Source organism: Thalassoroseus sp. (assembly GCF_984380535.1).
Map to the genome: position 1 here is coordinate 263,141 of NZ_CFHRBF010000008.1, position 26,486 is coordinate 289,626.

The window sequence follows — 26,486 nt, forward strand, 5'->3', positions numbered from 1 at the left end:
ACTGAACTCAGGAAACCGTCGCACACGTTGGTTCGAGGGACGCATCGCAGACGGGATTGGGTTCTTCGATCGGCGGAACACGACCGGGACGGTCTTCGGAATACCATTCAGCCAGGGCAGCCATCCACTGTGATGGCTGTTTTGTTTTGACGAAGGCATCGCGGACAGCTTCATGGTCCGGGTGTAACTCCGCGAACTGCACGCCGAACTTACGCATCATTCGACAACCGTGTTCGGGTCCGTAGAGTTCAACGGCGAGCTGAAAGTGGTCGGCAATGACTCTGCGTTGCTCGTGCAGGGTAGGGATGGTCGGCGTCTTGCCGGATGCGAGTTCTGCAACTTGGCCGAAGATCCACGGGTTGCCGATGGCTCCGCGAGCAACGGTCACACCGTCGACTCCGGTATAATCCATCATCCGCAAGCAGCTCGCAGCATCGAACAAATCACCGCTGCCAAGCACAATCCGATCCCCCGCGAACTCTTTAAGTTCCCGCAGGAATTCCCACTTGCTCGGGCCGATGTACCGCTGCGTCACTGTGCGACCGTGAACCGTCACCGCTGCCAAACCGGTCTCGTAGGCGGCTTCGAGAATCTGATAAAACCGATCGTGGCTTTCCGGGGTGTCGTCGATCCCGCGTCGCATCTTGACGGTCACGGGAATCTCCGCCGGGACTGCCGACCGCACGCGTTGCATGATTTCGATCGCAACATCCGGCTGACTCAGATGATATCCCCCACGACACCGCCCCAAGACCTTCTTCACCGGGCAGCCGAAGTTGATATCGATTACATCGAAGCCGACCTCGACCAGTCGAAGCGCAGCCGGTTCGAAGAGTTCCGGGTCTGCCCCCATGAGTTGCCCGCCGACGGGGTGTTCCTCGTCGGCAATCTGGAGATGACGACGGTTCTTCCGACTGCGACTGGCTTCGACGAGGAATTTGTCGAGCATGACCTCGCAAAGAGTGTACGAGGCTCCCATCCGACGCGCGATTCGGCGCATCGGTCCGTCGCTATATCCGCTGAGAGCCGCCTGCACGATGGGCGTGTCCAACCGCACGGAACCGAGATGGAGTGGTTTCAACGCGGCGTGCTTCTCGACACCAATGCTTCCGTTCACTCTGACCCCGTGCCCTTTTGTTTGTAGCGGTTGCTGGCTTTCTTCAGGCGACGTTTCTCGGCTTCCGTCAGCGATTGCATGCCCTGCGTATGGACCTTTTCCAATAGTGCATCAAGTTCGCGTTCCACCTCGGCTTGTTCGAGCAGACGTTTCTGCTCTTTCTCTTCTTGCCGACGTTTTCGCCATCGTGCAATGGGCCCAGGCGGACGTTCCACTCGTTCTTCACGTTCCAAACTCGTGTAGCCTTGGGAGAAGTCATACCCCAAGAAAGAATCGTCGTAGACATCGGTCTGCTGAAGCTGATGACGTTCCAGCAGGTTCGAGATGAATATCAAGGCTCCGAACAACACCACGGACGCCCCGCGAATCGTGGCACCGTCTGGCACGAAAATCCCGATCACCATGAACACCGCACCCACCACGAAACCGACCATCGTGCCAATTTCAACCGCCCGCCGACTCCCTACATGAGATGCAGCAATCGACCGGACCATTTGACCACCGTCGAGTGGCATCACGGGTATCAAGTTGAAAAGGATCAGCACCCAGTTCAACCAGCAGGTAAGAATGGCCAAATCTTGGGGCCAATTTGTGATGTTATGAATCGGCACTAGAAACGGATAGAACGCGTTTCCCAGGGAACCGGCTTGCGAAACGGGGACAACCGCCAGCAGACACAGCGACAAGTTCACGAGCAATCCGCCGCCATGCGTGAGCAACTGCGCGAACGTGGAATTTGCCGGTCGGACGAACGCCAAACCGCCCAACGGCCACATGAGGATGTCTTCCCCGGTCCCGCCGGTGAGTCTCGCTGCGAAAATGTGGCCGTATTCGTGGAGCAGGATCGAAACAAATCCGATCCCGGCCAATGCCAGATTCAACGGCCAAGGCAGGCGTAGAAAAATGAACAGGACGACCAACGGCAACCAAATGCTGATTCGCACACGGACGCCGAACCAGGTGCCGAACGGAATCGACCACATCCAGAAATTGTCATGTGCGTTCATAGCAGCGTGTTCCGAACCGCGTGAGCTGACCGCCTGTGGTGCCCACACCCAGCCAATGGATAAGAGATGAATTCTATCACTCCCTGGCCACCCCCGCAAATCCGGATTTTTCCGGCGAACCATTGTGCAGAAAGTTTGTCAGGACTGCCAAATCGGCTTGCTGGGGGGAGTTGATTGTCACGGGGTGATCGTGGCGTTACACTATTCCTCCTTGCTGGCGGTCACGGTCCGGACTTTCCACGGTCTCCGTCCGGGTGTTCACGAAACGAATTGGCCGTTAAGTTTTTGAAAATTGCCGACTCTTTGGGTGGCAAAGAAGGTTGAAGACATGCGACACGTTCTCAGCGCCCTGGTGATTAACCAGCCGGGTGTGTTGGCCCACATTTCCGGAATGCTCGCTTCGCGGGCGTTTAACATCGACAGCTTGGCCGTCGGCGAAACGGAGAACTCTGAGTTCAGCCGGATCACGTTCGTAGTGAACGGTGATGACCGCGTGCTCGACCAAGTCCGTAAGCAACTCGAAAAAATCGTCACCGTTGTTCGCGTGGAAGACTACTCCAACGACGATTTCGTCGAACGCGACCTGATGCTGATCAAAGTCTGCACCAAAGACGGCGACCGAACGCAAGTCAAAGAACTGACCGAAATCTTCCGTGGTCGCATCGTGGACGTTTCCCCCGAGCATGTCGTGGTGGAACTGTCCGGCCAAGAAAAGAAGATCGAAGCCTTCATCGACGCCATGCGTCCCTTTGGCATCCTCGAACTCGCCCGCACCGGCCGCATCGCCATCTGCCGCCGCAAGTCCATCACCGAAGGCCTTGAGCAAGAGTCAGGTGACGGGGGACAGGAGACAGCAGACGGCAAGCAGGAAGCGAAAGCCGTGTAACACTGGGAGCGTAGATCGTGGCGGTTCAGTCGGTCAAAGAATTGATCGTTTACCGAAAAGCCTACCAGACGGCGATGACAATTTTTTCGTTATCGCGTGAATTTCCCGTGGAAGAACGCTACGCTTTGACCTCTCAGATCAGGCGATCCTCACGTTCGGTCTGCAATAACCTGAGAGAGGCCTGGGCCAAACGACGCTATGAAGCTCACTTTGTGAGCAAACTGACAGACTGTGACGGCGAGAATGCCGAGACCGAAACGTCTCTCGATTTTGCCAAGGATTGTGGATACATCACAACCGAACAGCACGACAACTTGACTGCTGCCTGCCGTGAAATTGGAACGATGCTCGGCTCGATGATCAAAAACCCGAAACCGTTTCTAATTCAATCAGTGCATGCTGATTCCTAACCTCTGATTTGTTTTCCTGAATCCTGACCCGCGACTCCTGACCCCTGGTTCACCATGGCTGCCAAAGTTTACTACGAAGACGACGCTGACCTTTCACTCCTCAAAGACAAGACGATTGCCATTCTCGGCTATGGTTCGCAGGGCCATGCACAAGCTCAGAACCTGCGGGACAGTGGCCTGAACGTGATCGTAGGACAACGCAAAGGAAGTGCGAACTACGATTTGGCAGTCAGCCACGGGTTTGAACCGCTGCCGATCGCCGAAGCGACCGCCAAAGGCGATCTCGTCAACATTCTGCTGCCGGACGAAGTTCAAGGCGACTTGTACAAAGCGGAAATCAAGCCGAACCTATCTGCTGGCAATCTCTTGTTGTGCTCGCACGGGTTCAACATTCACTTCGGCCAAGTCGAACCGCCGGAAGGCGTGGACGCCGCTCTCGTCGCTCCGAAAGGACCGGGACACCTCGTCCGTAGCGAATACGAAAAAGGCGGCGGTGTGCCGAGCTTGATCGCTCTCGCCGAAGGTGCCAGCGAAAAGTCGCGTCAATTGGCTCTTGCATACGCCAAAGGGATCGGCGGCACACGTGGTGGTGTGATCGAAACCACCTTCGCCGAAGAAACCGAAACCGACCTGTTCGGCGAACAAGTCGTGCTCTGTGGTGGAGCCGCCGCACTTGTGAAAGCCGCTTTCGAAGTTCTCGTCGAAGCCGGATACCAACCCGAGATGGCTTACTTCGAGTGCATGCACGAGCTGAAGCTCATCGTCGACTTGTTCTACCAAGGCGGCCTGAACTACATGCGGTACTCGGTCAGTAACACCGCCGAGTTCGGTGACTACACCCGTGGCCCACGCATCGTCACCGAAGAAACTAAAGCTGAGATGAAAAAGATCCTCAGCGAAATCCAACAAGGCCAATTCGCCAAAGAGTGGATCCTCGAGAACCGAGCCGGCCAAGCTGCCTTCAAAGCCGCCCGTCGTCGCGATCGCGATCACGAGATCGAAAAAGTCGGCAAAGAACTCCGCCGCATGATGACTTGGATCGATTCCAAAGAAGTCTAAGTTCCGGCTGACGATTTACATTATTTGAATTCCACAAAACTCCGTGATGGATTTCTGTCGCGGAGTTTTGCTTTGCGCAGTGGTCAGTTGAGTTTCGACGTTCGGCCTGGCATTGTAGAGGACGGAATTGACGAACTCAGTCGAATGGAAAGGGCTTCGATGCGCTCGCAGGTCGGTCTTATCATTTTTTACGCCTCCGTTTTCACGAGTCTTCATATAAGTCATGCAGCCGATTCCGCCGAGAGGCCGAACATTCTGCTGGTGATGACCGACGACCAAGGATGGGGTGACGTCCATAGTCACAACAATCCGGACATCAACACGCCGGTGATGGATTCGCTCGCTGCATCGGGAGCACGGTTCGATCGGTTCTTTGTCAGCCCGGTTTGTGCGCCGACACGGGCCAGCTTGCTGACTGGCCGATACAACCTGCGAACACACGTGCATGGCGTTACGCGGGGCGAAGAAAACATGCGGGCGGAAGAAGTGACGATCGCCGAAATCTTCGCGGCCAACGGCTACAAAACCGGATGCTTCGGCAAATGGCACAACGGACGACATTACCCTTGGCATCCCAACGGCCAAGGCTTTCAAGAGTTCGTCGGATTCTGTGCGGGGCACTGGAACAACTACTTCAACACCACGCTGGAACGCAACGGCGAGGAGTTCCAATCCGAAGGGTTCATTATCGATGTGCTGACCAATCACGCATTGAAGTTCATCGAGAAGAATCAAAACGAACCGTTCCTGTGCTACGTGCCGATGAACACTCCCCACACGCCTTGGCAAGTTCCCGAAAAGTACTGGCAACGCTACGCCGACACCGATTTGCCGGAGACGACCAAGTGTGCCTACGCGATGTGCGAGAACATCGACTACAACCTCGGTCGATTGTTGAGCAAACTGGATGAACTCGACTTGGCCAAGAACACGATCGTGTTGTTCCTCACCGACAACGGAGCCAACACCGATCGCTACGACGGCCACATGCGAGGTCGCAAGGGAAGTGTTGATGAGGGGGGCGTGCGAGTTCCGTTGTTTGTGCGTTGGCCTGGCCACATTCCTGCCGGCCGAATGGTCAAACCGATTGCGATGCACATTGATCTGCTGCCGACACTGGTAAGTCTCTGCGGTGTCGAACCAGGATCACACAAGCCATGGGACGGAACTGATCTTGCGCCGTTACTCGTCGGTGAGGAGTCGGCAGCGGCTGATTGGCCGGATCGAAAACTGTTCACATTTCGAAAGCTCGGAATATCCGCTGAACGTTCGCAAGGGGCGGTACGAACTCAACGTTGGCGGTTAGTGCGACGGAATCCGGGGGCCAAGTGGACTCTTTACGACATGCAAACCGATCCTTCGCAGAACACCGATCTCGCGAAAAAACATCCGGATGTCGTGAACGAACTCGGCAACGCCTACGATGAGATCTTTCAAGATGTCACCCAAGCCGATTTCGATCCGCTGCCGATTCCGCTCGGATTAGCCGCCCGCCCGACGACAGTGCTCCCAGGTCATGAAGCGTATTTTCATCCCGCGAAAGGGCAGGGGATTCGGTATTTCGGCCCGAATGGTTGGGCGAACGATTGGATTTCCGGCTGGACCGACACAAACAGTTACCCCTGGTGGCCGGTGGAAGTTACGGAACCCGGACGGTACGCCGTCTCGGTTGATTACATCTGCCCGGCCACTCACGTTGGAGCAAAACTGACGGTCTCGATTGGCAATGAGTCCGTCTCGACGACGGTCTCCGAGCCCCACGATCCCAAGCCTATCCAAACTCCGGATCGCATCGACCGAAAAGAAGTCTACGAGTTTCCCTGGAAGACACTTTCACTCGGGCACATGGAGCTTCAGCCGCAACAAACACAACTCGTGATCCGTGGTTCCGACATGCAGAACGGGCGATTGCCGGAGATTAAAGCGGTTCGCATCACGCGTGTGAGCGATTCATCACCGGCGAAGTGAAAGCGTTTTGACTTCCTCGGCGGACAGCGATCGCGGCGCGAGAATCTGCGTGACCGCGATCCCGCCGGAGAAGCACACGTCAATATCCCGTCCGGGTAGACGGTCTCGATCTCCGTAGACCCCGCGATAGCGATAGCCGTCTGCGTGGTATTCATAGAGAGCCGGCAACGGGTGAGAGTCGAGTTCGCAGTACGTCAGCCCGAAGTCATCGGATTTCGCCCAGTCTGCCAGCACGCGACGACCGACATCGCCAAAATTCACGTTCCAGAATGCCCCTTCGTGCAATGGCATTTCCAGCAACGTGAGCAGCACCTTCCGAGCCACCGGGACCAACGCATCCCAGGGGAACTCGTCGCGAGACTTCCGATACTGGGAAAACGCGATTCCCGGCTTCCCCAGCAAAGCTGCCTCTCGAACCGCCGCCACGGTTCCGGACATGTTGACATCGGCCCCAAGATTGCCACCGTCGTTGATCCCGGAAAGCACCCAGTCAGCGTCTTTCGCCAGATGCATGAGACCGATTCGCGTACAATCCGCCGGTGTCCCTGTGAGAGAATATCGCCCGTCGGCCACGACTTCGGTGACTAGTGGTGAGTCTGTCGTAACCCGATGACTACACCCCGAAAGATGTTCATGCGGTGCAATCGCGGTGAAATCCCCGATGCCTGATACAACTTCTTGCAAAGCTGCCAAACCGGGAGCATGGATACCATCATCATTTGTCAGGAGAAAGTTCATGCAGACATTTCAGTGAGTCGCGTGCTGGGCGTCAACTCTCTTCTGAAGCTGGCGACTTACTGTAGAGATGCAAATCCATTCCGGATCGTTGCCAAGTGTCTTCACGAGCCCATGGTTCGGGCAGCAGGAACGCGGCATCCGCTGGCGTGCGAAACACCATCAAGACATTGTCGGCAGTCACACCGTCGCGAGCCAAGCGAGATAGCGACTTATACAACGGACGTCCGGGTTGCATCGTTTCGACGAGCTTGTAAGGCGGATCGAAGAAAACCAACTCATAGGGCAACATTTCGTCCACATTCTTGGGACGAAAGGACGTGCGAAACACATCGGTCTTCCAGCAGAGTGTCTCGTCTTCGACGCCGAGTTTCTCAACGTTCTCGCGTAGCAACTCATAGGCTTTGGCGTCTTGCTCAAAGAACACAACGCTCGACGCACCCCGACTGAGTGCTTCCAAACCGAGCGTACCAGTGCCCGAGAAGATGTCGGCCACACGACGGTTCTCGACGACTTCCGGCCCGAGTCGCTCAAACAGAATTTCCTTGATCCGATCGGTGATCGGACGCGTCACCATTCCCGGATTAGCCTGGAGTGTCCGCCGACGAAAACGACCCGCAATAATTCGCACGAAAAATCAACCTGTCAAACCATGTTCCTGACGCCACCGCCGAATGATATCCGCGGCTTGCGCGACAAGCGAGCCTTCCTGCTCAGTTTCGTCGGTCGCAGGACTTTCCGGGGCCGAATCTGCGTGGGGATCGACTCCATTTTCGCTGATAATCGTCGTGTCTCGCCCGTCACCCTCTTCATCGGTCAGCCAGCCCAGAATATCGTCTTCGGCTGACTCCGTTTTGCGTTCGTTTCTCGGTTTGGCGACTCGGCCCTGAGAGGGCGTCGAGTTCTTCACACTCTCTTCCTTCGTGAGTTCCTTAGCCACCAGAAACGGGATCGTACCGACTCGCAAAACATCGCCAATTTCCAGCAGCGTCGGCTCGGTGACCAAAACATCGTTGGCGAACGTTCCGTTGTGACTCCCGAGATCCCGAACCAATAAACCGCGGGACGTCGTGCGAACCACGCAATGCTGCTTGCTAATGTCAGACGACCCTAATCGAATCGAACACCCCGGGTCACGCCCGACAATGCAGTCCTTAGGCGGAATCTGCACACGACGACCTTTGAATTTCCCGGCTTGGATAATGAGCGACGCCATGAAGCAACTCCGTAGCAACAGCTTGGAGAGGCGTTCACATGCGGAGATGTAAACGCCCCAGGAGTTCGAAGGGGCCAGACCGAGCCACGGTCTTCTGTATCCATTAGCGACGCGAAGAAACTGTTGTTCACCGCCTACACGAGACAGAAACCGCGACGATCAAAAAATACATTTGTTAAGCGAATTTCGATAGAAACAGCACTCTTTTATACTGGTTTCTACTGATATGACGCAAGAGGAGAACCTGACGATTCCCCTTTTTAATGGGGTAAACGTACTAACAACTACGCCGGAACAGATACTGCTTCACCACATTCCGGACAAGCAATCCGTTCGCGTCGACGCGACGGACACATCTGAAATCGTCGTCCGCAGTGACAACGGAACATGACGCGTTGTGCCAGCGAGTTCGTTGAGTGACTCGCACCGGCTTTCCGCGATGAATCGAACAAGGATGCCGTTTGCTCGACCAGAGTTTTGGGACCAACCGGTTTGATAAAGTAAGCCGACGCGCCGACTTTCTCCGCTAGTAACGGCGCATCAGGAAGGTCGACTTCCGTCACGACTACCAACGGGATTGTGGAATCCCATCGATGAAGCTGATCACAAAGCAGAAAACCGCCGCCAGAAACCTGTCCGGCATCGTCAGGGAGCAGGAGATCAAGAAAGACGATATCCGGTCGGCGTTGCATCGCGAATGCGACTGCCTCGCGTGCCGATCGACACTCGACAGCTTGCACACCCTCTGCGTGCAATGCCTCGGTGAGTTTCTTGGACCAAACACGATCAAAGTCGACAACTAACGCCGAGTAAGACTCACCTGATTGATAAATGTGCGGCATCGATTTTCATCCTGAGCGCTGCTCGCGTGTTTCATGGGTCGCCGATACACCATCGGTGAATTCGACTGAGGATATCGATGTCGATTCCACAATTCCAGAAATAATTTGTAACCATTACAGAAAGTCGTTCAATATGCGGACCGATGTGAGAGATTCGACGGGAATTGCGGCGGGATTCTCGAAAAAACACGGAAAAAACCTGGCATTCATTGACAAGTTGGCGTTTCTTCCGTTAACTACCTTCACGCCATTCGGCAATCTTGTGAAGACCAACCTTTGATGAACACCCAACAAAACTGGAGTAGGGTATGGCGAAAAAGAAAGCGCCCGCTCGCGAAAAAGCGTTAACGAAATCGGAAATCCTCAACGAACTCGCTGAGCGGACCGAGCTGTCCCGCAAAGAAGTCGGTGCCGTGCTCGACTCACTGACGGAACTGATCAGTGAAGAACTGGGCAACAAGAAAGGCCCCCGCACTTTCAACTTGCCAGGCTTGTTGAAAATCTACGTTCTGCACCAAGCAGCGAAGCCAGCTCGTAAAGTTCGCAACCCAGCAACCGGCGAAGAAATGATGTCCAAGCCCAAACCGGCTCAAGACGTTGTAAAAGTCCGGGCCTTGAAGGGCTTGAAGGAAATGGCCTAATCGCATTCGCGAAGGGTATTCCTAAACTCGGCCGGTGGAAATCCTTGCATTATTGTTTGTGAATCCGGGATTTCCACCAAGTCTTCCATATTCAGTCAGTTGACTGATGTCGCCTCGCTCCGTAGACTTGCGGTGTTGAACTTTGGGCTGCGCTCTTCATACAGCGCAATCCGACTCAATGCCTGCTTGGCATCCCGTCAAGTTTACCAGGGCAGCTCGGATGGACTGCGGAGTACTCTTCAAATGTTGGTCTTGTCGCGGAAAAAAGATGAAAGCATCGTGATCAACGACAACATCGTGATTACGGTCGTGGAAATTCGCGGGGATAAAGTCCGCTTGGGAATCCAAGCACCGCGAGAGGTGCCGATTCACCGGCAAGAAATTTTTGAGATGATTCGTTCGGAGCAGAATGTCGAGCCCGAGGGATCCCTCTAAATTTCGGGCTAATATCTCCGCCAGTTCCACCTGCCGAAAACTTTTTTTGGTTACTCTTTCGCCAACACGGTGACTTGGCTTGACTCCCACGCAGGAATCGCTAAATTACCTCACACACTTGTTGGCCCCATCGTCTAGTCAGGTCCAGGACACCGGATTTTCGATCCGGTAACCGGGGTTCAAATCCCCGTGGGGTCACTCTTCAAAACTACGAAATCCTTTTCGGATTTCGGCAAATTTAAGTTCGGGTTGCTGTTAGCATCTCGAACTTTTTTTGTGTCCACTTTTCTTCTCATCAGTTCGACGCCCCCCTTATCGCATTGGAGACTCGAATGGAAGCGGGTGAAGCGTGGCGGAATCTCTTTGAAAATTGGCCAGAGAGTATTCCTCGACAGGGCGTGGCTGTGACAACGTTTGGTGAATCTATCAGCTTCATCAATTTCTTGATCTCCGGTGGCCTCCTGCTTGTCGAACGAGACAAACCCGATAGCGTGGGTGCCCGGAAAGTTGTCCTCAGTTACGATAGTCTCAGTGCCGTAAAACTGGCTAACACGATGGAGTTGGCCCGATTCCAAGTGATGGGGTTCCAAGCTCCGTTTTAGTTGCAACCCGGGGGACGTTATGTTCCCATATTGAAACACTTCTCTTCCTTTCTGACCTTCGTCGTATTGCTTCCGGTCGATCTAATCCGGCCAATCCCGATTCATTTCACGCGAAATCGCAAGCGATCTGCCTCCGGACTCGTTTGCGGACACGCAACGTGTCGAATGTGCGGACATGTTGCGAAAAATCAAATCCCTTCGACAAGAAACCTCCAACTTCACTCAAGTTCCCCAGACTCTGCGGTTTACCCTTGATTGCTGGTCGCGTTAACCCGACCGAGTTCGACTTTCTTGGCAGCTCATTCAGTCAATTCCTTTGCCACGTGCCTAGTTCGTGAAGATAATCGCAACAGGCCGCGCATTCCGAATTGCCTGCCTTCCTGTCACGTCGGACGGGACGCGAGGACACTCGCATTGTGAAGAGGTAAATACGATGAGAATTATGAATATCACGTGCATCGTTGCGTTAGGCGCGATGATGCTGACATCAGACGAGGCTTTCGCGCAGTATTGTGGGGCAGCCAGTTATCGGTGTTGTCCACCTGTGGCTTGTCAACCGGTGTCCTGCTACACCGCATGTCGAGTCGAGCGAAGAACCTGTTACCGGACCGTCTACGAGACGTGCTATCAACCGGAGCAGTACACAGTGAATCGCACCGTTTACGAGACGGTGTACGACAACGTCCAACAGACGTGTTATCGCAACGTCACCGAAACAGCGTACCGCCAGGAAAACTACACGGTTCGACGTCCTGTCTACGAGACATCGTGTCGCGAAGAGCAGTACCAAGTTCAACGCCCCGTTTGGGACGTGAGCTATCGCGAAGAATGTTACACCACGCAACGTCCGGTGTACGAAACGATTGAGCAACAACGTTGTCGCACGGTGATGCGTCCGGTCACGGAGACCTTAGAGCGGGAATGTCGTCGGACGGTGATGAAGCCGGTTTGCGAAACCGTCATGCAGGAACGCTGTCATACGGTCATGCAACCGGTAACGACGTACCGCACCGTTCGCGAAGACCGTGGATGTTGGACGACCCAAAAACAATATATTCCTGGTCCTGTGGTGCCGCGATTTAGTTGCGACCCGTGTCGAGGACCGCGAATCTGCATGGTGCAATGCCCCGGTGTGACGACATGTCGCCGAGTCTATGTGCCGAACGTGGTCTGTCGACAAGTTCCTTGCACGACCTACAAGCCGGTTGTCGTCCGACGTCAGTGCCCGATTCAAGTGACGCGGTATGTTCCCGAAGTCGTTGTGACAAAAGTGCCTTATCAAGTTTGTCGCATGGTGCCGGAACAAGTTGTCGAGAAGATTCCAGTACGTGTTTGCCGAATGGTCCAAGAACAACACACCCGTCGGGTGCCGGTGCGAACCTGCCGGATGGTGTGTGAAACACGGACCCGAAAAATTCCGATCCGGACTTGTCGCTACGTCGAAGAAACGCAGTGTCGCCAAGTTCCGTACTGCGTGACCAAGAAAGTCCCTTACACGGTCACGAATCGCGTCGCACGGTGTGTGCAGAAACAAGTCCCGGTGACTTGCACTCGGATGGTCGCCAAGTGTGTGCCTCGACAAGTGGCGTACGAAGTGTGCGACATGGTTCCGGTTCAGGTCTGCCCGAGCGGTTGCTCGACTCCTGGCTGTTCGGATTGCAGCACAGGTGGTTGCGATGCAACGGTCACACCGACGAATGCGACCGATTCCGATCCCGGCTATGCACCGCGTGACGAACGTCCACGGACGTTTGCTCCAGAACCCGATCCCGGTTTGCAATCACGCGGCTCACGCGAACGATCGGTCTGAGCTTCAACCCGACTGACTTGAAGACGGGACGAAGTTGACAGCAGCCGTTTCGCAAAAAGTTCGATGATACGAAAACAGCCCGCCGGTCTTTGGCGGGCTGTTTCTTTGGGCTTGGTATTTCTTGCCAGTGAGAGCAGTCGGCTTCTGATCGCGGTGATTTCTGTCTCGTGAAAGTCGGAAAGTAAAACCGTTCCGAGCGTTTCACGAGCACAAACGGCTGTAATTCGGTCTAGCGAATCGGTTTTGGCACGGCCACCAGTTGCGGCGTGGGATCACACAGCCAACTCTTCTGAGGGATTTGCCCTTCCTTGAGGATCGCCGGAATCGTGACCGTTTCGGCGGTCAGGAATGGCTTTTTGGTATGAGCGTGTTCCTTGTACTTGGCTTGGAACAGTTTTTGGTACTGTGCGATTTTCGGATCGTTCGGGCTGTCGAAAGAACCGACCGTCACGACCGAACGGAATTTGTCGTGGAAGACCCAGGCTTCCATCGGTTGACGCTTGGGCGGTTGTGATGGGTCGTCGTCCACCACAAAGTGTCCCTGCCGGATGGCAGTTGCGAGTTCCCAAGCATCGACGGCCGCTTGCCCCAGTGCATCACTGACCTGGAATTTTTCGGCCGCTTCACGAAGTTTCGCCAAACCGGTTGCCCCGACGTGGGCCTTGGTCGCTTTTCCGTAGAAGGAAGCCACCACCAACGTGTATTTGCCGGAGTTGTTCAACAGCGAAAGTTCGTCGCCGGTGTTCAGTTTGAGCAACAACGGATCGAACGTGCGGTTCTTGACTTCCTCAGGATCGAGCAGGGGGTTCAGCGTCAGGAAGGCACCGGCGAGAACCTTTTTGTTCGCCCGTTTCTTCGCGGGAGTCAGACGCACGATGCCACCACTGGCCAGTTTCTTGACCTGTGCACCCGCGGTCTGCTGGCTTTGGATGTAATCTTTGTCGGGATCGGTGAGGAATTTCGGTTCGAACTTCCGTTCGATGTAATCGAGAGTGGCATGGGCAATTTTTCCGGCCCGGCTTTCCTCGTCGATGCTGCTGTAATTCCCGGCGAGCACGCAGAATTGCTCCTGCTGTGCTCGGTATGACATGGATCGGGCTCGACCCAACCGGTCGATCGTGTTGATCTGCTCGAGATCTTCATCGCGGGAAAAGACGTACGCGGGAATGCCGATCTGTCGCAACTCGTACACGAGTTCATCGGCGGCTTCCTCGGGAGTCAAACCCTCCTTGGTGCGGCGTTCTTTCGGCGGGGCCTTGAAGCTGGCCACCATAATCATGTAGGGGCCGTGCTGTTTGGTGAGCGGATAACGCTTTCCTCGGACGGGTTTATCAATGCCCCATGCCGATGTTGACCACGTCGTCAGTAACATTAGTCCCGCGAGGAACCACGTCGCTTTTCGCATTCTCACAACAGACTCCCTTCTGCTCATTTTGCAATCACCAGCGATCACCAAAGCGTCGTCAACCACTGATCAACGCAGGGGGTCGTCTGGCCGGATGGAGAAGCGCGGGGAATCTAGCAATTTTTGCAAAACCTGTCTAGAGGCTAATTTTTCCTAAAGTTTGAATCCGATCGTCCAACAGAATCCCCTTAAAAAACGGGTACCACGGCTCTGTGAGCCGTGCTATACGAAAAGTCCCAAAGAACACGGCTCACAGAGCCGTGGCACACATGACTGGAATTCGCGTTAACTATCGAATGGCCAGTTGTCGCCTAATGCTTCCTGCTGGAGTTTCGTCAAGCGACGGATGCCTTCTTCGGCGACGGACAATTGCGCATCAAGCAGGTTTCGGGCAAAGGGCTGCCCCTCTGCGGTTCCCTGGACTTCGATGAATTCCCCGCTACCGGTCATGACGACATTCATATCTACGTCGGCTCGCACATCTTCGGAGTAATCCAAATCGCATAGCACGTCGGAACCGAACACACCCACGCTGACCGCCGCCACGCTGTTCGTAAGTACCGGGCGTTCGATCAGACCCTGCGACTTCAAACTCGCAATCGCATCGGCCAAGGCGATAAATCCCCCCGTGATCGACAGCGTCCGTGTGCCGCCGTCGGCTTGAACGACGTCGCAGTCGATTGTAATCGTACGGGCACCAAGAGCTTCAAAGTCAACCACCGCCCGCAAACTGCGACCGATCAGGCGTTGAATTTCCGTCGTGCGTCCGTCGACTTTCGAGCGATCGCGTCTCTTTCGCGGCGACGTGCTGCCGGGGAGCATGTTGTACTCGGCGGTCAGCCAACCGCTGGGGTTTTCGGGGTCCAACTTCCACGGGGGAACGAATTCTTCCACGCTCGCGGTGCACAGGATCGTTGTCTTCCCAGCCGAAATCAACAGGCTACCAGGAGCGGCCGACGCGAACCCCCGTTGAATTTGAATTGGACGAATGTCGGCGGCGGTTCGGTTGTCACTACGCATTATTCAGTATCTTTCTGAGTTTCCTGAGCAATCCATTCGAGAAATTCTGTGTGGCCGCCGCGAAGGGGAATCGTCACGATGCACGGGCAGTCGTAGGGGTGCAGTTCACGGATCCGGTCGATCAGCGGTGTTGTCAAATCCTCGGTACTTTTGAGGATTAACACAACCTCCGCAGCTTGTTCAATTTGGTTGTTCCAACGGTAAATCGAAGTCATCCCGTCGATCACGTTCGCACAGGCAGCTAAGCGGTCTTCGACAATCGCCCGCCCAATACGAACGGCCGTCTCGTGATCGGGCGTAGTCACGTACGCAAAAATCGCATTTCGACTCATTGATTCCGTTTTCCAGGCTCGAAAGGTGGTGTCACGATCTTGGTGATACGTTCATCGTTTGAAGTTCATTCGATGTGTTGGCTAAGTCGCCGACTTGGCGGACCGACCGCATACGCTCGGACCGGACGCGACAAGAAACGATTACGGCTGCCACGTTACTCAATCATCCCCGCGAATTTCCGCGAGGTGTTTCGACAGTTGCTCCACGACATCGGGATGATCTTCCCAAACGTTGTTTGTTTCCGAGGGATCATCCGCGAGGTTGTATAATTGCCCGGGTGGACCGCCGACTTTTGCGGGATCGATCGTGCGGGGAAATGTGAATCCGCCGGAACCTCGATGGGGAATAAGTTTCCACGGTCCTTGGCGAATCGCGAACGCCCCCCATAAGGAATGATGCACCGCGAACGACCGCACGGGTTCAGACGGGTTCTCTTTGAGTAACGCCGGCAGAATGTTGTGACTGTCCTCGGCGGCGTTGTCCGGGAGTTCGACGTCTAACATCGCGGCACATGTGGCGAGCAGATCCGTGAGTTCGATCAACTCGTCACTCACCGTACCGGCGGGTGTTTTGCCGGGCCAACGGACAACAAACGGCACTCGATGCCCGCCTTCCCAAATGTCCGCTTTCGTTCCCCGCAGGTGAGCATTCCCCTGATGCCCGAATTGTTGCACGTATTTTCCGCGGGCGTTCATGCGGTAGTTCTTTTTGTCGTCGCTCTCTTGCGGCGTCCAATAGTGATAGAGGCCGCCATTGTCGGACGTAAAGATGAACAACGTGTTCTCGGCTTGCCCGGTTCGCTCCAATGTTTCCAGGATTGATCCGACGATTGAATCGGTTTCAACGACGAAATCTCCATAGTGACCGGCATCGCTGTGGCCGCGATATTCTTCGTTCGGCACCAACGGCAAATGCGGAGACGTCAACGGCATATACAGGAAGAACGGCTGATCGTTGTCAGACTTTGCCTGGCGTTCGATGAAGTCGATCGCTTCTCCCGCTAATCGAGGCAGAACCCCGTAGATCGTGAAGTCCGGCGACCGCACGCCTTCATCGACGCTGATAAACTCGGTCGACATTCGCTCTTGGTGGAGTGTCGGCAAGTGAACGGGGCGATCATTTCGGATGTAACAGAACGGCGACATGTTCAACGACGCCGAGATGCCGAAGTATTCATCGAATCCGCGGGCGATCGGTCCACCGATGATAGGACGTGTGTAATCGACATCGTCGCCCGGTCGCGGCCGACCTTTGGTTTCGACCGGCACGTACTGCACAGGTTTGCCCTCGCGGTCGGTCCATTGCATACCGAGATGCCACTTCCCGACGCACCCCGTGTGATAACCGTGTTGTTTGAGCAACGCCGGCACAGTGAGCCGACCGTCTTCAATCAGGGGCGGATCGAGACCGTCGAGCACGCGAATTTTCATCTTCGTTCGCCACGCGTACCGCCCGGTGAGAATGCCATACCGGGTGGGTGTGCACACAGCGGACGGCGTATGAGCATCGGTAAACCGCATGCCCTCTTTCGCCAATCGATCGATGTTCGGCGTCTGAATTTTCGAGTCTGGGTTATAGCAACTCACGTCGCCATAACCGAGATCATCAGCCAGCACATACACAATGTTCGGTCGTACGGCGGCGGCAGAATCGGCAGAATTCACAACCCACAGCCCGATGGCCAAAGCAAAAATCAATCTCAAGGGACACCACTCCACACGTATGGAACAAAGAACGAATGCGAACGGAGTTAGTCTACCGCACCGGCAGGCAGGTTTCACTGACGGCGATTCCATTGCAGCGGCGGGCGGGAAATGTCAGCATATTCTTCGAACCGCTCGCGTCTAGCGTGGACACGAATGGCCGCAACAATCATTTCGAAATCCGTTGCATCAGGAGATCATCATGGCGTTCGGGGAACATGCGGATGTGTTTGACGGCAAGCCGGTTGTCGACTACGAAGTCGGGATGACGCTTGAACCGGACACCACGAACTATCGGTTACGGCTGGAATACGACTCGGAAGCATCGTTCGATGAACTCCTGACGGATTTTCTCTCAGCGGATAACGTGGACCGAGTGACGGGGGTACTCACCGGAGCATATTCCGAGGAGATGTACGAGGAATCGATGGCACCGGTCGTGGAAGCGATCATCGCCGCGGCCCCGCGATTGCCGAGTTTGAGCGGCTTGTTCATCGGCGACATTACCTACGAGGAAAACGAAGTTTCTTGGATTCAGCAAACGGACGTCGGCCCGGTGTGGACGGCGTTCCCCAAACTGCGGACATTCCAAATTCGTGGCGGCGAAGGGCTGGGATTGGGAGACATCGCACACGATCAACTAAAAACATTGATCGTTCAAACCGGTGGTATGCCGCGTGAAGTTCTTCAAGCACTCGCTGCCGCCCGACTGCCGGAGTTGGAACACCTCGAACTTTACCTCGGCGACTCCAACTACGGTTGGACCGGTACGGTTTCCGATATCAAAGCACTTTTACAAAGCGATCGGTTTCCCAAGCTGAAGTACTTGGGTCTCAAGAACAGCGAGATTACCGACGACATCGCCGAGTTGGTCAGCAACGCACCGATTGTGACACAACTGGAAACACTCGATCTCTCGCTGGGCACACTCGGGGATGCCGGTGCGGAAAAACTGCTCGCCAGCGAAAACGTGAAGTCACTGAAGAAACTTGACCTTTCACACCATTACATGAGCGATGCCATGATGGAGCGGTTCTCCGAACTGCCATGTGAGGTGGATGTCAGCGAACAGGAACACGAAGAGGAATGGGGACGGTACGTTTCGATCGGGGAGTGAGATGCAGTTTTTCGTCATCGGCAACCCAGAAAATCGCCGCGTTACGCTGTTCACCGAAGCGGCGCGGCGATGTGGGTTGCGGACGCCGAAAGTGATTTCCTATCGCGACTTGCTGACCGATCGGGTGTCGCTAGCCGATATCATCCCCACGCACGCGAACATCCGATTGGACTCCCCCGGCGAGAATGCAGACGTCGAACGCCTGTTGATCGAACGCGGCTCACAGCCGCATGAACAAATCGAATCGAACTGGGAACCAGGACGGATCATTCATCAGCGAAGATGGTTCGAGGGGTTCCGTTCGTTGTTGGAATCGATCACTGGTTCGTGTCCCCAACCGATTCATTGGATGTCTTCACCGGCAGACATTCCGGTACTCTTCGAGAAGCCGACGTGTTTGAATCGGTTGGCAACAGCCGGTGTACCTGTGCCACGCGGGTTGGGGATTGTGTCTTCGTTCGATGAGTTGCAAACGCTGATTGAACGCACCGGCGAACGCCGGCTATTTCTCAAGCAACCGTGGGGTTCGTCCGCATCGGGCGTGTTGGCATTTCAATCGAACAAGCACCGATCGATCATCACTACCAGCACTGAGATGATCACGAGTAACGGTCGTGTGGAACTCTACAACTCATTGCGAGTGCGTCGGTACACCGACCTCCACGAGATTCGCCAATTGATCGACACGCTCGCGATCGATGGATTGCACGTTGAGTGTTGGCAGCCCAAAGCCGGACTTGCAGGGAAGACTTTCGATTTGCGAATTGTCACCATCGCTGGTGAACCACGTCACATGGTCATGCGAACGAGTGCTGGTCCCCTGACGAATTTGCATCTCGGAAATCGGCGGGGCGACCTTTCAGCACTTCGGGCAAAAATGACAGACGCGGCTTGGGAAACGATGCTCGAAACGTGTCGGCAGGCAGCGGCAACGTTTCCGAACGTGTTCTGTCTGGGACTGGATGTGTTGATCCGCCCGAACTTTCGTTCCTGTGCAGTGATCGAAGCCAACGCGTTCGGAGATCTTTTGCCGGGTGTGTCGGACCGTGACGAAGATACTTACACGGCTCAGATCAATGCGTGGAGACAGCGGGTGAACGCGATGGCGACCCAAAGTCGCAATTGACATCGAATCCGAACGTGATACTGTAAAACACTCGTCTTCGCGTCACTCTAGCGCTCCTTCAGATATTCAGTTCGGTAGCTTGGCATGTCTCACACCGAAAACTTCGTTGAGGAATCGGCAACCGTTGAGCCACCACCGCCACCGTCTTGGTTGTTAAGATCGCGTCGCCTGACGAATCCTGAACCGATCCATTCCACTCCACCCGCACAACCACCGCAATCAGCACCATTACCAACTCAAGAACCATCAAAGTCGCCGCCACCTATCAATGAGGACGCAACCGAACCGCCGAACCCGTCTTCATATCGCCGATTGCTCAAACATCTGACGTCCGCTTACGGGTTGAGTCTGGTGTTGCATGCGATAGTGCTACTCGGGATGTGGTTGATCGTGATGCCACAAGACACGAAGGATTTGCTGCTGAATCTCCTGATCACGAATCACGAGCAGCCGGTCGAGGATCTGACGTTTGAAGCCATCGAACAACCCCCGGAATTGGCACCACCTCAGATCGACACCAACACGGATTTGGCTCCCGAGCTGACCAATTTGGTCTCCGAAGAGCCCGACACGAACCAACTCGACATCAGTGATTTGGAAGCCAGTTTGGATCTCAATCCCGACGCGTTCGCAGGTCCACCAGTGGCAAACATCAAGAATCAACGAGAAGGTCGCAGCCAGGCGAATCGCGATCAGATGTTGTCGAAACGCGGTGGGAATCAGGCGAGTGATGCCGCGGTCGCCTCGGGACTGAAATGGTTGGCCTCTGTGCAACAAGCCGACGGAAGTTGGAACTTCGCCGAGATCGGCAAGTCATCCCAACCGGGTCGCCTGCGTAACGGCGAGAATGGCGCGACCGCAATGGCCCTGATGACATTCCTCGGAGCCGGACACACCCATACCGAACCGGGACCATACCAACAAACTGTGAAACAAGGGATCGATTTTCTCCGCGTCAATTTCGTTTCGAACCGCGGGCCGGACGGTTGGGACTTTCGCGGCGAAAACGTGGGCAATGCCGGAATGTATATTCAGGGGATGGTGACAATCGCCCTCTGCGAAGCGTACGGAATGACCAAAGACCGACTCTTACGACGACCGGCGGAAGGCGCGATTCAGTTCATCGTCAAAGCCCAAGACCCTGCCGGCGGTGGTTGGCGATACCAATTGCAGCAAGCGGGTGATACCTCGGTGGTCGGCTGGGAAATCATGGCGCTCAAGAGCGGTCATCAAGCCGGTTTGGAAGTTCCGCGTCATGTCATCAGCGGAGCAAGGAAGTTTTTGGATCGTGTCGCATCGAATGGCGGTTCACGCTATTCCTACGTTCCCGGTCAGAGACCGAAACCGTCGACGACGGCAATCGGCTTACTCTGTCGAATGTATCTAGGCTGGGATCGGGAAGACAAAGCACTTGGCGACGGCGTTCGCTATCTCGTATCGACCGAACCGGCGACGAACGACATGTACTACAATTACTACGCGACACAGTCCATCATTCAATTTACCAACGCCCAAGGCGACGATTGGCAGAAATGGAATGGGCGAATGCGGGACTGGCTCGTCAAAACCCAGCGTACGAGCGGCCCGGAGAAGGGCAGTTGGAATGTGGCAGACACACACGGCTCCCAAGGTGGCCGACTCTACATGACATGCCTGGCCGTGATGACGTTGGAAGTCTACTACCGTGTCTTGCCGATCTACAAGAACGATGCATCGCAGAAAAACTTCTAAACGAACGCTGGAATAGACGCGGTTCGTCGAATCGATGAAATCGGACCAACCGTTAAAGCCCCAGTATCTCGAGAAGGAATCAGGATCGCACAACGATCACGTCGATGATAGCGTCATACCAGAAGGCTCCTCTGCCAATCCGATATGTCATCAAAGGCCGTTCGATGTCGCGAACCACGAACGACAGTTCTCAACCCGATCAACCGGGTTGCCCCGAAGCGGTAGCAAATGCGCACCCGCTGCAAACGGCTGAGCATGTTCTCGGTTTACTCGAACAGATCAACTCTGCCCCGAACAACAACGACCTATCGCTTCCGGTCGTTTGCGATAAAGTCAAAGAACTCATCGGCGACGTGCGGGATCTCGAAAGCCAACTCCTTCAACAGACGGAGGAACTCACCGGTTGGTTGCAGGTTCGACGTGCGGATACGGATGGCATCGACCTGCGTACGGTGGCCCGGAATCAACTGAAAATGATCTGCCGCCTCACGGGTTATCGCGGCGCTGCGTTGTTTCTGCTCGATCCCGCTCGGCGGCGGTTGGTGTTGCGAGAATCGTTCCAACAAGAGCCGCGTCAAATCCCTCGACCGTTACGACTGATGCAACCGGATTCACCGGATTGGCTTTCGCTGATCGAAGGACGCCAATTTCTGTTGCACAAAACGTCGGCCGTCTATTCACGTTGGTTTCCCGAAGACGTCCAATCCGCGTGCGTATTCCGAGTGGGTGACCCGGAGACCCCGTTGGGCACCTTGTGGACTTACGATCGGCGTTCTCGCGAACCGGTTACACGCGAACTGCAAGTCATCGAGTCGCTCATCGTGCAACTGGCGACCACGATCGAACGGGAAGTCTTGACGCATCAATGGCGGAACGGCCAGCGGTTACGTAGCGAAGTCGAGTATGCCTCCTCGAATGTGATCGGTCGGAATCTTGATTTGCAGTTACAGACATCCGGTATCGAAGTCGCCGGGTTCTGTCGCAGTTGTTCCGAACTAGGCGGGGACGTCTGCGAGGTCATTCCGTGGGACCAACGTCGCACTGTGCTCGCCGTTGGCGATGCCAGTGGACATGGAATTGCCGCCTCGATGGTGTCGGCGGCCGCACGAGGCGCTCTGAACGTGCTTGGCCATCCGAGTGATTCGAAGTCGTTGGATACCGTTTATGCGATTGGTCGAATCAACGATGCCCTGTGTCGTCTGACCGAATCTTACCAATTCATGAGCATGGTCTACGGCGTACTCGACAGCAAACGCAAGACCTTCCGCTACACGAACGCCGGTCATTGCTGTCCACTGCTCGTCCGGGGAACTGCCATCACCGAGATGGAGTCGCACGGATTACTCACCGGTGTGCTCAGTGGTACGGATTACGAAGCCTCCGAGCAAAAACTCGAAAGCGGCGATTACCTGATCTTGTTCTCCGATGGAATCACCGAAGCCATCGGTCAGAAAGACCGCATGGTGCGAACCTCTGGATTAAGCGAAGCGATTCTCGCCAACATCCACGAAAACTCCGCACAGAACATGCTCGATGCCATCACGAAAACGCTCGAGTTGAATAGCGGGACCATTGCCGACGACGATCAAACGCTGCTGGTCGTGCGGGTCGCTTAACGCATCGACTCTTTCGGGGCATCGACGTCATCGGATTGCCAGATTCCCCGACGGGATTCGCGAGCCTGTTTCTCGGCCTCGCGGAATCGCTGTTTCATCGCCTGACGAAATGGAAATCGGGTTTCTGCTTTGCTGAGACCGACGCGAATCAACTCTTCATTCAGCAGTTGATCACCCACGTAGACATACGCCAACACTCGGCCAAACCGATCACGACGTTCACGGTCGTATTCCAACCGAATCGGTTGCGAGCCGATAAAGCTTTTCGTAAAGGCCGTCGCTTCCGGCCCGAGTACTTCTACGGGATGATCCGGTCGCTTGGTCTCCGGTGTGTCGACACCCAATAGCCGCACGCGTATCCCGTCTTCTAACAGCAGTGTGTCACCATCGACAACACGGACAACCGGAACCATTTCCGATGTCGACGGTAACCGGTTGGTCGATTCATTGTGGCGAGAAAGCGTTCGCCAGACGGTCAAGAACAGAAACACGACCACAACCCAAACCGGCCATGGTCGTCGAGATCGACGCATCAGTTATCGCTGAAGTTGAGACGCCGCGGCATGTGACGCCCGAGCGGATCGGTCCGGTACTTTTCGTGACATTTCGGACACAGGTCGTAACGGAATTCTTGCAAGCCACAATCTTCGAGTGTTTCGCCAGTCGATTCCATTTCCGCCAACGCATCGGCAACTTGTTCGAGATGGTCGGCGTCCAAATCCTCTTCGTGGATCTCTTCCGGATCGAACGCGGGATACACCTCAACCCGCGCCACAAAACGTTCTTCGCCTAATTTCATGCCGCAGAGATCACACGTGAAGTGGAGCATTGCGTTCGAGTCCTTCTCGAAAGACAAACAGCGGATGCGTAACCTGTTCTACTCGATTTAATCACAAACCGCTGAATCGGGAAAGAGTGTCTTTCGCTTTTTAGTTGCCTGTTTGAAATTTCTTACAAACGAATATTGTCGAATTATTTCTGGCTTTCCGGCCGATCTCTACGTTGTTTTTCCGCAACGGCGGGAGTCGTCGGTTTCAAAGACGTAATGACGGTGTTCGTATTCGGTTTGCCGAGAAGTCGGTCAGCTTCCTTCAGCACGAAATCAGGATTCATGAATGGTTCGTAGCTAATGTCTTGCCACCGCACGAGCCCGGTTTCATCGATGAGGAACGTGCCATGCATCGCGAAGCCTTCGAAATCATCGAAGCAGCGATACGCCTTGAAGACGTCTTCGTCCGCATCGGAAACCAATGGGAACGGGAACACGCCGTCGCGATAATTCTCGTGTGAACGCTGGAGATTCTTCATGTCGTCAGTGCTGATCGCGATGAGTTCAATTCCTGCATCGCGGAACTCTTGCGTCTTCGGACCGAACGCCTGAAGTTGTTCCGCACAGTGCAGGCAACCGGCTCCCAAGTAGAAGATTACCACCACCGGTTTGCCCCGGTACGAAGCCAACGAATGCATGTGTCCTTCGGCATCCGGGAGCGACCATGATTCCGCCGGCGACGGATGCCAACGGAATGGACCGAGATCATCCAGATTCGGTCGTGAACCGAAATCGTCGGGTCGAGGTTGAGGTGTTCGCCAGTCGGTTGGGAAGCCAAGTTCTTTCGCGATCGGTGCGAGGGCAGCGAACACAGGGGTATCGAGATCGGCCGTTCCACCGACAGTTCGTAATTCCTCGAACGATTTCTTCGCGGCGTCCTTGTTGCCAAGTCGCCATTGAAGGGCAATTGCTTTTGCCAAAGGCAACGCTTCGTTTTCGTTGCGTTTGACTTGCGAGGCTGCGTCTTTCTCGGCCTCCTTTTCTTTGCCAAGTTGCCGTTTGAGTTCCGCCATTTCGAACGGGTCGGCACGACCGGCTTTTCGCAGCAAGTCATATCCCTTTTGAATGTCTTCGTCAGCAATGGCTTGGCGGCCATCCAATTCGTTCAGGGCTTGTGTGAGTGATCGCAATGTCGAACTGAACGATTTGCGAGCGTTCGACTCCGCATCGGCAACCGCCTTCTTACGGGCTTTTTCGTCCTTGTCTTTCGCATCGGCCAACGCTTTCTCACTGGCCTTCTTGACCGCTTCGTCTTGCTTGGCTTTTTGAGCGGTTTGCAGTTTCTCCAGTTCGCCACGTGTTTGCTTCGCCGCCTGGAAATCACCGACCCCGTACTGGGCGCGTCCCAAATACCGCAGGCGTTTGATTTGTTCGCCGATGTTGTCCGTCGGTGCCAAGTATGATGTGTGCGCGAGTTGAATCAACTCGTCCCACAGTTCCGCTTCGGAGAGCACATCGAACAATCGCAGACGGCCGTACGATGCCGACGAACCGGATTTGTCGATCCGGTTGTACTTCGGATGATGAGGCAACTCGGTCATGTTTTTGGCCAAGTCGAGAGCATCGTGAATCCGACCGACGTGCAACAAGTTCCGCGTGAGCCATTCGTTGTTGTGGGCGAAGTTGTGAATCTGATCAGGCAGTACCCGATCGCGAATCATGTGAGCGTGATCGACACGCGCAGACGCTTCCTGTTGCCAAGCGGCATCGTGGTAACGTTTGAGTCGCGAGTAAATATGCCCCGGCATGTGCCACATGTGAGCAATCCCCGGTGCGGATTCCCCACACTTCGCGGCCGACTCCAATGCCCGCGCGGGCTTCTTGTAGTCCCATAAGTGAATGCGGTAATGATGCACTGGATGCAACGGATTCGCCGCCAACACTTCACCGATCAACGCATTGATCGTGAGGTTACTCGGCAAATCCAAATCGCGGCGGTATTCGTACAATGCCAAACACAGAAACGCCTTGGCTTCGATGTCGTCGGGATGATCCAGCGAGATCTCTTCCAACGCTTTCACGTAATCACGTTTGCGGTCTTTGGCGTCTTTGTCTTTCTTCTTCGGGTTCCAGTACTCGTTCAATGCATTGATGTAGGCCTTCTCGCGGGCGTCGGCGTGGTCCAAACGTTCGACGGCTTCCTCGATGAAGCCTTTTGCTCGGCTTGAGTTCTTGGTGTTCGCCATCGCCATGCCCCAGTACGCGATGGCACAATCGGGATCGATCGCGGCGGCTTGCCGGAAGGTTCGCTCGGCTTCGAAGTACCAGAACCCGTGCAACTGCCCAACGCCTTGATCGATGAACTTCTGCACGAGTTCGTTCTTTGACGAACACGGAAAATGAACCGCCCCGGTGCCGTCCATCAAGTACGCTGCTTGTCGAGGGCCTTCGTTGAAGGCTTCGCCGTGGAAAGAATGACCGGACTCCACCTGCTTCTCGGCATTCGCGGGGGAATCGTCCGCCCAGGCCAACCCGGCAGCAATACAGACCATTACGCAAGCCAACGAAAAGGCAATCCAACGGGGCATGCGACGCTCACTCTCTGAACACGGAACAAATCGGAAGAAACGAATTCATCTATTTTCGATGCTCGCGTGGAAATGTCTACCGGCGAACCGGGCAAAATCCCCATTGCGGTCATTTTCGCAGACGTCACCCGTACAGTTTCACCGAATTCACATAACCGGATGAATCTCGCGACGCGTCGCGTAACACCTCACATTTGCAAAATGGAAAGGGTGGCATGTCAATGGCTTTGCATGGACATGATTCGACATTCGAGTCTCTCTGGCCCATGCCCACACCGAGCTGTGGGCATGCCACCCGACTTCCTTCTCCATCGATTGTATCGCGCGAACCTCTGCCACAAACGATTACA

The 26,486-nt window shown here is 55.0% G+C and carries 25 protein-coding genes and 1 tRNA gene; 13 read left to right on the plus strand and 13 right to left on the minus strand.

The annotated features are described in order from the left end of the window. Positions 1-7: 7 nt before the first annotated feature. On the minus strand, positions 8-1,117 hold the full coding sequence (locus tag AC5DDB_RS13100) for a tRNA dihydrouridine synthase (RefSeq protein ID WP_491740174.1): 1,110 nt from the start codon (positions 1,115-1,117) through the stop codon (positions 8-10). Beyond that, complete coding sequence (locus tag AC5DDB_RS13105) at positions 1,114-2,124, minus strand: site-2 protease family protein (protein ID WP_491740175.1); 1,011 nt, start codon at positions 2,122-2,124, stop codon at positions 1,114-1,116. Before AC5DDB_RS13105 ends, AC5DDB_RS13100 begins: the two co-directional genes overlap by 4 nt. 328 nt (positions 2,125-2,452) lie before the next feature. Between AC5DDB_RS13105 and ilvN the strand changes: the two genes are divergently transcribed. The 4 genes from ilvN to AC5DDB_RS13125 all read left to right on the plus strand — a co-directional run bounded on the left by ilvN (position 2,453) and on the right by AC5DDB_RS13125 (position 6,447). Then, entirely contained in the window at positions 2,453-3,010 is a 558-nt protein-coding gene (ilvN, locus tag AC5DDB_RS13110; protein WP_491740176.1) for an acetolactate synthase small subunit, read from the plus strand. Positions 3,011-3,027: 17 nt separating this feature from the next. Next, the gene (locus tag AC5DDB_RS13115; protein WP_491740177.1) at positions 3,028-3,420 is read left to right on the plus strand and encodes a four helix bundle protein; all 393 of its coding nucleotides are present in this window, start codon (positions 3,028-3,030) and stop codon (positions 3,418-3,420) included. Positions 3,421-3,474: 54 nt separating this feature from the next. After that, on the plus strand, positions 3,475-4,479 hold the full coding sequence (gene ilvC, locus AC5DDB_RS13120) for a ketol-acid reductoisomerase (protein WP_491740178.1): 1,005 nt from the start codon (positions 3,475-3,477) through the stop codon (positions 4,477-4,479). Between the two features lie 159 nt (positions 4,480-4,638). Next, positions 4,639-6,447: an arylsulfatase gene (locus AC5DDB_RS13125; protein WP_491740179.1), complete on the plus strand. Its 1,809-nt coding sequence runs from the start codon at positions 4,639-4,641 to the stop codon at positions 6,445-6,447. On the opposite strand, the gene surE is transcribed toward AC5DDB_RS13125, so the two are convergent. The 4 genes from surE to AC5DDB_RS13145 all read right to left on the minus strand — a co-directional run bounded on the left by surE (position 6,433) and on the right by AC5DDB_RS13145 (position 9,240). After that, positions 6,433-7,185 (minus strand): 5'/3'-nucleotidase SurE, encoded by a 753-nt coding sequence (gene surE / locus AC5DDB_RS13130; protein ID WP_491740180.1) that lies wholly within the window; start codon positions 7,183-7,185, stop codon positions 6,433-6,435. The genes AC5DDB_RS13125 and surE overlap by 15 nt on opposite strands. Positions 7,186-7,216: 31 nt before the next feature. Continuing rightward, the gene (rsmD, locus tag AC5DDB_RS13135; protein WP_491740181.1) at positions 7,217-7,813 is read right to left on the minus strand and encodes a 16S rRNA (guanine(966)-N(2))-methyltransferase RsmD; all 597 of its coding nucleotides are present in this window, start codon (positions 7,811-7,813) and stop codon (positions 7,217-7,219) included. Positions 7,814-7,819: 6 nt separating this feature from the next. Further along, positions 7,820-8,398, minus strand: a complete 579-nt coding sequence (locus tag AC5DDB_RS13140) for an FHA domain-containing protein (RefSeq protein ID WP_491740182.1) — start codon at positions 8,396-8,398, stop codon at positions 7,820-7,822. Between the two features lie 284 nt (positions 8,399-8,682). Next, positions 8,683-9,240: a response regulator gene (locus tag AC5DDB_RS13145; RefSeq protein WP_491740183.1), complete on the minus strand. Its 558-nt coding sequence runs from the start codon at positions 9,238-9,240 to the stop codon at positions 8,683-8,685. 308 nt (positions 9,241-9,548) lie between these two features. Between AC5DDB_RS13145 and AC5DDB_RS13150 the strand changes: the two genes are divergently transcribed. The 5 genes from AC5DDB_RS13150 (at position 9,549) to AC5DDB_RS13170 (ending at position 12,728) form a co-directional block, all read left to right on the plus strand. Then, positions 9,549-9,881: an HU family DNA-binding protein gene (locus AC5DDB_RS13150; protein ID WP_491740184.1), complete on the plus strand. Its 333-nt coding sequence runs from the start codon at positions 9,549-9,551 to the stop codon at positions 9,879-9,881. 243 nt (positions 9,882-10,124) lie between these two features. Further along, a complete protein-coding gene (gene csrA / locus AC5DDB_RS13155; protein WP_491740185.1) occupies positions 10,125-10,316 on the plus strand; it encodes a carbon storage regulator CsrA in 192 nt (63 codons plus the stop codon). 123 nt (positions 10,317-10,439) lie between these two features. Continuing rightward, positions 10,440-10,514, plus strand: a tRNA-Glu gene (locus AC5DDB_RS13160). Positions 10,515-10,648: 134 nt separating this feature from the next. Further along, positions 10,649-10,918 carry a hypothetical protein gene (locus tag AC5DDB_RS13165; protein ID WP_491740186.1) on the plus strand — a complete coding sequence of 90 codons (270 nt, stop codon included), beginning with the start codon at positions 10,649-10,651 and terminating at the stop codon, positions 10,916-10,918. 433 nt (positions 10,919-11,351) lie between these two features. After that, on the plus strand, positions 11,352-12,728 hold the full coding sequence (locus AC5DDB_RS13170) for a hypothetical protein (RefSeq protein WP_491740187.1): 1,377 nt from the start codon (positions 11,352-11,354) through the stop codon (positions 12,726-12,728). 229 nt (positions 12,729-12,957) lie between these two features. Here the strand turns inward: AC5DDB_RS13170 and AC5DDB_RS13175 are convergent, their stop codons facing one another. The 4 genes from AC5DDB_RS13175 to AC5DDB_RS13190 all read right to left on the minus strand — a co-directional run bounded on the left by AC5DDB_RS13175 (position 12,958) and on the right by AC5DDB_RS13190 (position 17,189). Further along, on the minus strand, positions 12,958-14,133 hold the full coding sequence (locus tag AC5DDB_RS13175) for a hypothetical protein (RefSeq protein WP_491740188.1): 1,176 nt from the start codon (positions 14,131-14,133) through the stop codon (positions 12,958-12,960). A 285-nt stretch (positions 14,134-14,418) separates the two neighbouring features. Next, positions 14,419-15,153 (minus strand): ribonuclease PH, encoded by a 735-nt coding sequence (rph, locus tag AC5DDB_RS13180; protein WP_491740189.1) that lies wholly within the window; start codon positions 15,151-15,153, stop codon positions 14,419-14,421. Further along, positions 15,153-15,485: a divalent-cation tolerance protein CutA gene (gene cutA / locus AC5DDB_RS13185; RefSeq protein ID WP_491740190.1), complete on the minus strand. Its 333-nt coding sequence runs from the start codon at positions 15,483-15,485 to the stop codon at positions 15,153-15,155. Before cutA ends, rph begins: the two co-directional genes overlap by 1 nt. 159 nt (positions 15,486-15,644) lie before the next feature. Further along, positions 15,645-17,189 (minus strand): sulfatase family protein, encoded by a 1,545-nt coding sequence (locus AC5DDB_RS13190; RefSeq protein ID WP_491740191.1) that lies wholly within the window; start codon positions 17,187-17,189, stop codon positions 15,645-15,647. A 202-nt stretch (positions 17,190-17,391) separates the two neighbouring features. Here AC5DDB_RS13190 and AC5DDB_RS13195 point away from each other — a divergent pair, with 202 nt between their 5' ends. The 4 genes from AC5DDB_RS13195 to AC5DDB_RS13210 all read left to right on the plus strand — a co-directional run bounded on the left by AC5DDB_RS13195 (position 17,392) and on the right by AC5DDB_RS13210 (position 22,779). After that, complete coding sequence (locus tag AC5DDB_RS13195) at positions 17,392-18,306, plus strand: STM4015 family protein (protein ID WP_491740192.1); 915 nt, start codon at positions 17,392-17,394, stop codon at positions 18,304-18,306. A 1-nt stretch (position 18,307) separates the two neighbouring features. Continuing rightward, positions 18,308-19,432 (plus strand): STM4014 family protein, encoded by a 1,125-nt coding sequence (locus AC5DDB_RS13200; RefSeq protein ID WP_491740193.1) that lies wholly within the window; start codon positions 18,308-18,310, stop codon positions 19,430-19,432. A gap of 84 nt (positions 19,433-19,516) precedes the next feature. Then, positions 19,517-21,163, plus strand: coding sequence for a prenyltransferase/squalene oxidase repeat-containing protein (locus AC5DDB_RS13205; protein WP_491740194.1), 1,647 nt, complete (start codon positions 19,517-19,519; stop codon positions 21,161-21,163). A 164-nt stretch (positions 21,164-21,327) separates the two neighbouring features. Beyond that, complete coding sequence (locus tag AC5DDB_RS13210) at positions 21,328-22,779, plus strand: PP2C family protein-serine/threonine phosphatase (protein WP_491740195.1); 1,452 nt, start codon at positions 21,328-21,330, stop codon at positions 22,777-22,779. Here AC5DDB_RS13210 and AC5DDB_RS13215 read toward each other — a convergent pair. The 3 genes from AC5DDB_RS13215 to AC5DDB_RS13225 all read right to left on the minus strand — a co-directional run bounded on the left by AC5DDB_RS13215 (position 22,776) and on the right by AC5DDB_RS13225 (position 26,136). Then, positions 22,776-23,312, minus strand: coding sequence for a thermonuclease family protein (locus AC5DDB_RS13215; RefSeq protein ID WP_491740196.1), 537 nt, complete (start codon positions 23,310-23,312; stop codon positions 22,776-22,778). The genes AC5DDB_RS13210 and AC5DDB_RS13215 overlap by 4 nt on opposite strands. Continuing rightward, positions 23,312-23,608 carry a hypothetical protein gene (locus AC5DDB_RS13220; RefSeq protein WP_491740197.1) on the minus strand — a complete coding sequence of 99 codons (297 nt, stop codon included), beginning with the start codon at positions 23,606-23,608 and terminating at the stop codon, positions 23,312-23,314. Before AC5DDB_RS13220 ends, AC5DDB_RS13215 begins: the two co-directional genes overlap by 1 nt. Positions 23,609-23,751: 143 nt before the next feature. After that, entirely contained in the window at positions 23,752-26,136 is a 2,385-nt protein-coding gene (locus AC5DDB_RS13225) for a redoxin domain-containing protein (RefSeq protein WP_491740198.1), read from the minus strand. Positions 26,137-26,486: the final 350 nt, after the last annotated feature.

What these genes read in the sequence shown, in the direction of transcription:
- AC5DDB_RS13195 (WP_491740192.1), top strand. Translation starts at nt 17,392, where the DNA reads ATGGCGTTCGGGGAACATGCGGATGTGTTTGACGGCAAGCCGGTTGTC.
- ilvC (WP_491740178.1), top strand. Translation starts at nt 3,475, where the DNA reads ATGGCTGCCAAAGTTTACTACGAAGACGACGCTGACCTTTCACTCCTC.
- AC5DDB_RS13150 (WP_491740184.1), top strand. Translation starts at nt 9,549, where the DNA reads ATGGCGAAAAAGAAAGCGCCCGCTCGCGAAAAAGCGTTAACGAAATCG.
- AC5DDB_RS13220 (WP_491740197.1), bottom strand. Translation starts at nt 23,608, where the DNA reads ATGCTCCACTTCACGTGTGATCTCTGCGGCATGAAATTAGGCGAAGAA.
- AC5DDB_RS13170 (WP_491740187.1), top strand. Translation starts at nt 11,352, where the DNA reads ATGAGAATTATGAATATCACGTGCATCGTTGCGTTAGGCGCGATGATG.
- AC5DDB_RS13205 (WP_491740194.1), top strand. Translation starts at nt 19,517, where the DNA reads ATGTCTCACACCGAAAACTTCGTTGAGGAATCGGCAACCGTTGAGCCA.
- AC5DDB_RS13145 (WP_491740183.1), bottom strand. Translation starts at nt 9,240, where the DNA reads ATGCCGCACATTTATCAATCAGGTGAGTCTTACTCGGCGTTAGTTGTC.
- AC5DDB_RS13215 (WP_491740196.1), bottom strand. Translation starts at nt 23,312, where the DNA reads ATGCGTCGATCTCGACGACCATGGCCGGTTTGGGTTGTGGTCGTGTTT.
- AC5DDB_RS13125 (WP_491740179.1), top strand. Translation starts at nt 4,639, where the DNA reads ATGCGCTCGCAGGTCGGTCTTATCATTTTTTACGCCTCCGTTTTCACG.
- csrA (WP_491740185.1), top strand. Translation starts at nt 10,125, where the DNA reads ATGTTGGTCTTGTCGCGGAAAAAAGATGAAAGCATCGTGATCAACGAC.
- AC5DDB_RS13140 (WP_491740182.1), bottom strand. Translation starts at nt 8,398, where the DNA reads ATGGCGTCGCTCATTATCCAAGCCGGGAAATTCAAAGGTCGTCGTGTG.
- AC5DDB_RS13105 (WP_491740175.1), bottom strand. Translation starts at nt 2,124, where the DNA reads ATGAACGCACATGACAATTTCTGGATGTGGTCGATTCCGTTCGGCACC.
- surE (WP_491740180.1), bottom strand. Translation starts at nt 7,185, where the DNA reads ATGAACTTTCTCCTGACAAATGATGATGGTATCCATGCTCCCGGTTTG.
- AC5DDB_RS13165 (WP_491740186.1), top strand. Translation starts at nt 10,649, where the DNA reads ATGGAAGCGGGTGAAGCGTGGCGGAATCTCTTTGAAAATTGGCCAGAG.
- AC5DDB_RS13225 (WP_491740198.1), bottom strand. Translation starts at nt 26,136, where the DNA reads ATGCCCCGTTGGATTGCCTTTTCGTTGGCTTGCGTAATGGTCTGTATT.
- rph (WP_491740189.1), bottom strand. Translation starts at nt 15,153, where the DNA reads ATGCGTAGTGACAACCGAACCGCCGCCGACATTCGTCCAATTCAAATT.
- cutA (WP_491740190.1), bottom strand. Translation starts at nt 15,485, where the DNA reads ATGAGTCGAAATGCGATTTTTGCGTACGTGACTACGCCCGATCACGAG.
- ilvN (WP_491740176.1), top strand. Translation starts at nt 2,453, where the DNA reads ATGCGACACGTTCTCAGCGCCCTGGTGATTAACCAGCCGGGTGTGTTG.
- AC5DDB_RS13175 (WP_491740188.1), bottom strand. Translation starts at nt 14,133, where the DNA reads ATGCGAAAAGCGACGTGGTTCCTCGCGGGACTAATGTTACTGACGACG.
- AC5DDB_RS13200 (WP_491740193.1), top strand. Translation starts at nt 18,308, where the DNA reads ATGCAGTTTTTCGTCATCGGCAACCCAGAAAATCGCCGCGTTACGCTG.
- AC5DDB_RS13210 (WP_491740195.1), top strand. Translation starts at nt 21,328, where the DNA reads ATGTCGCGAACCACGAACGACAGTTCTCAACCCGATCAACCGGGTTGC.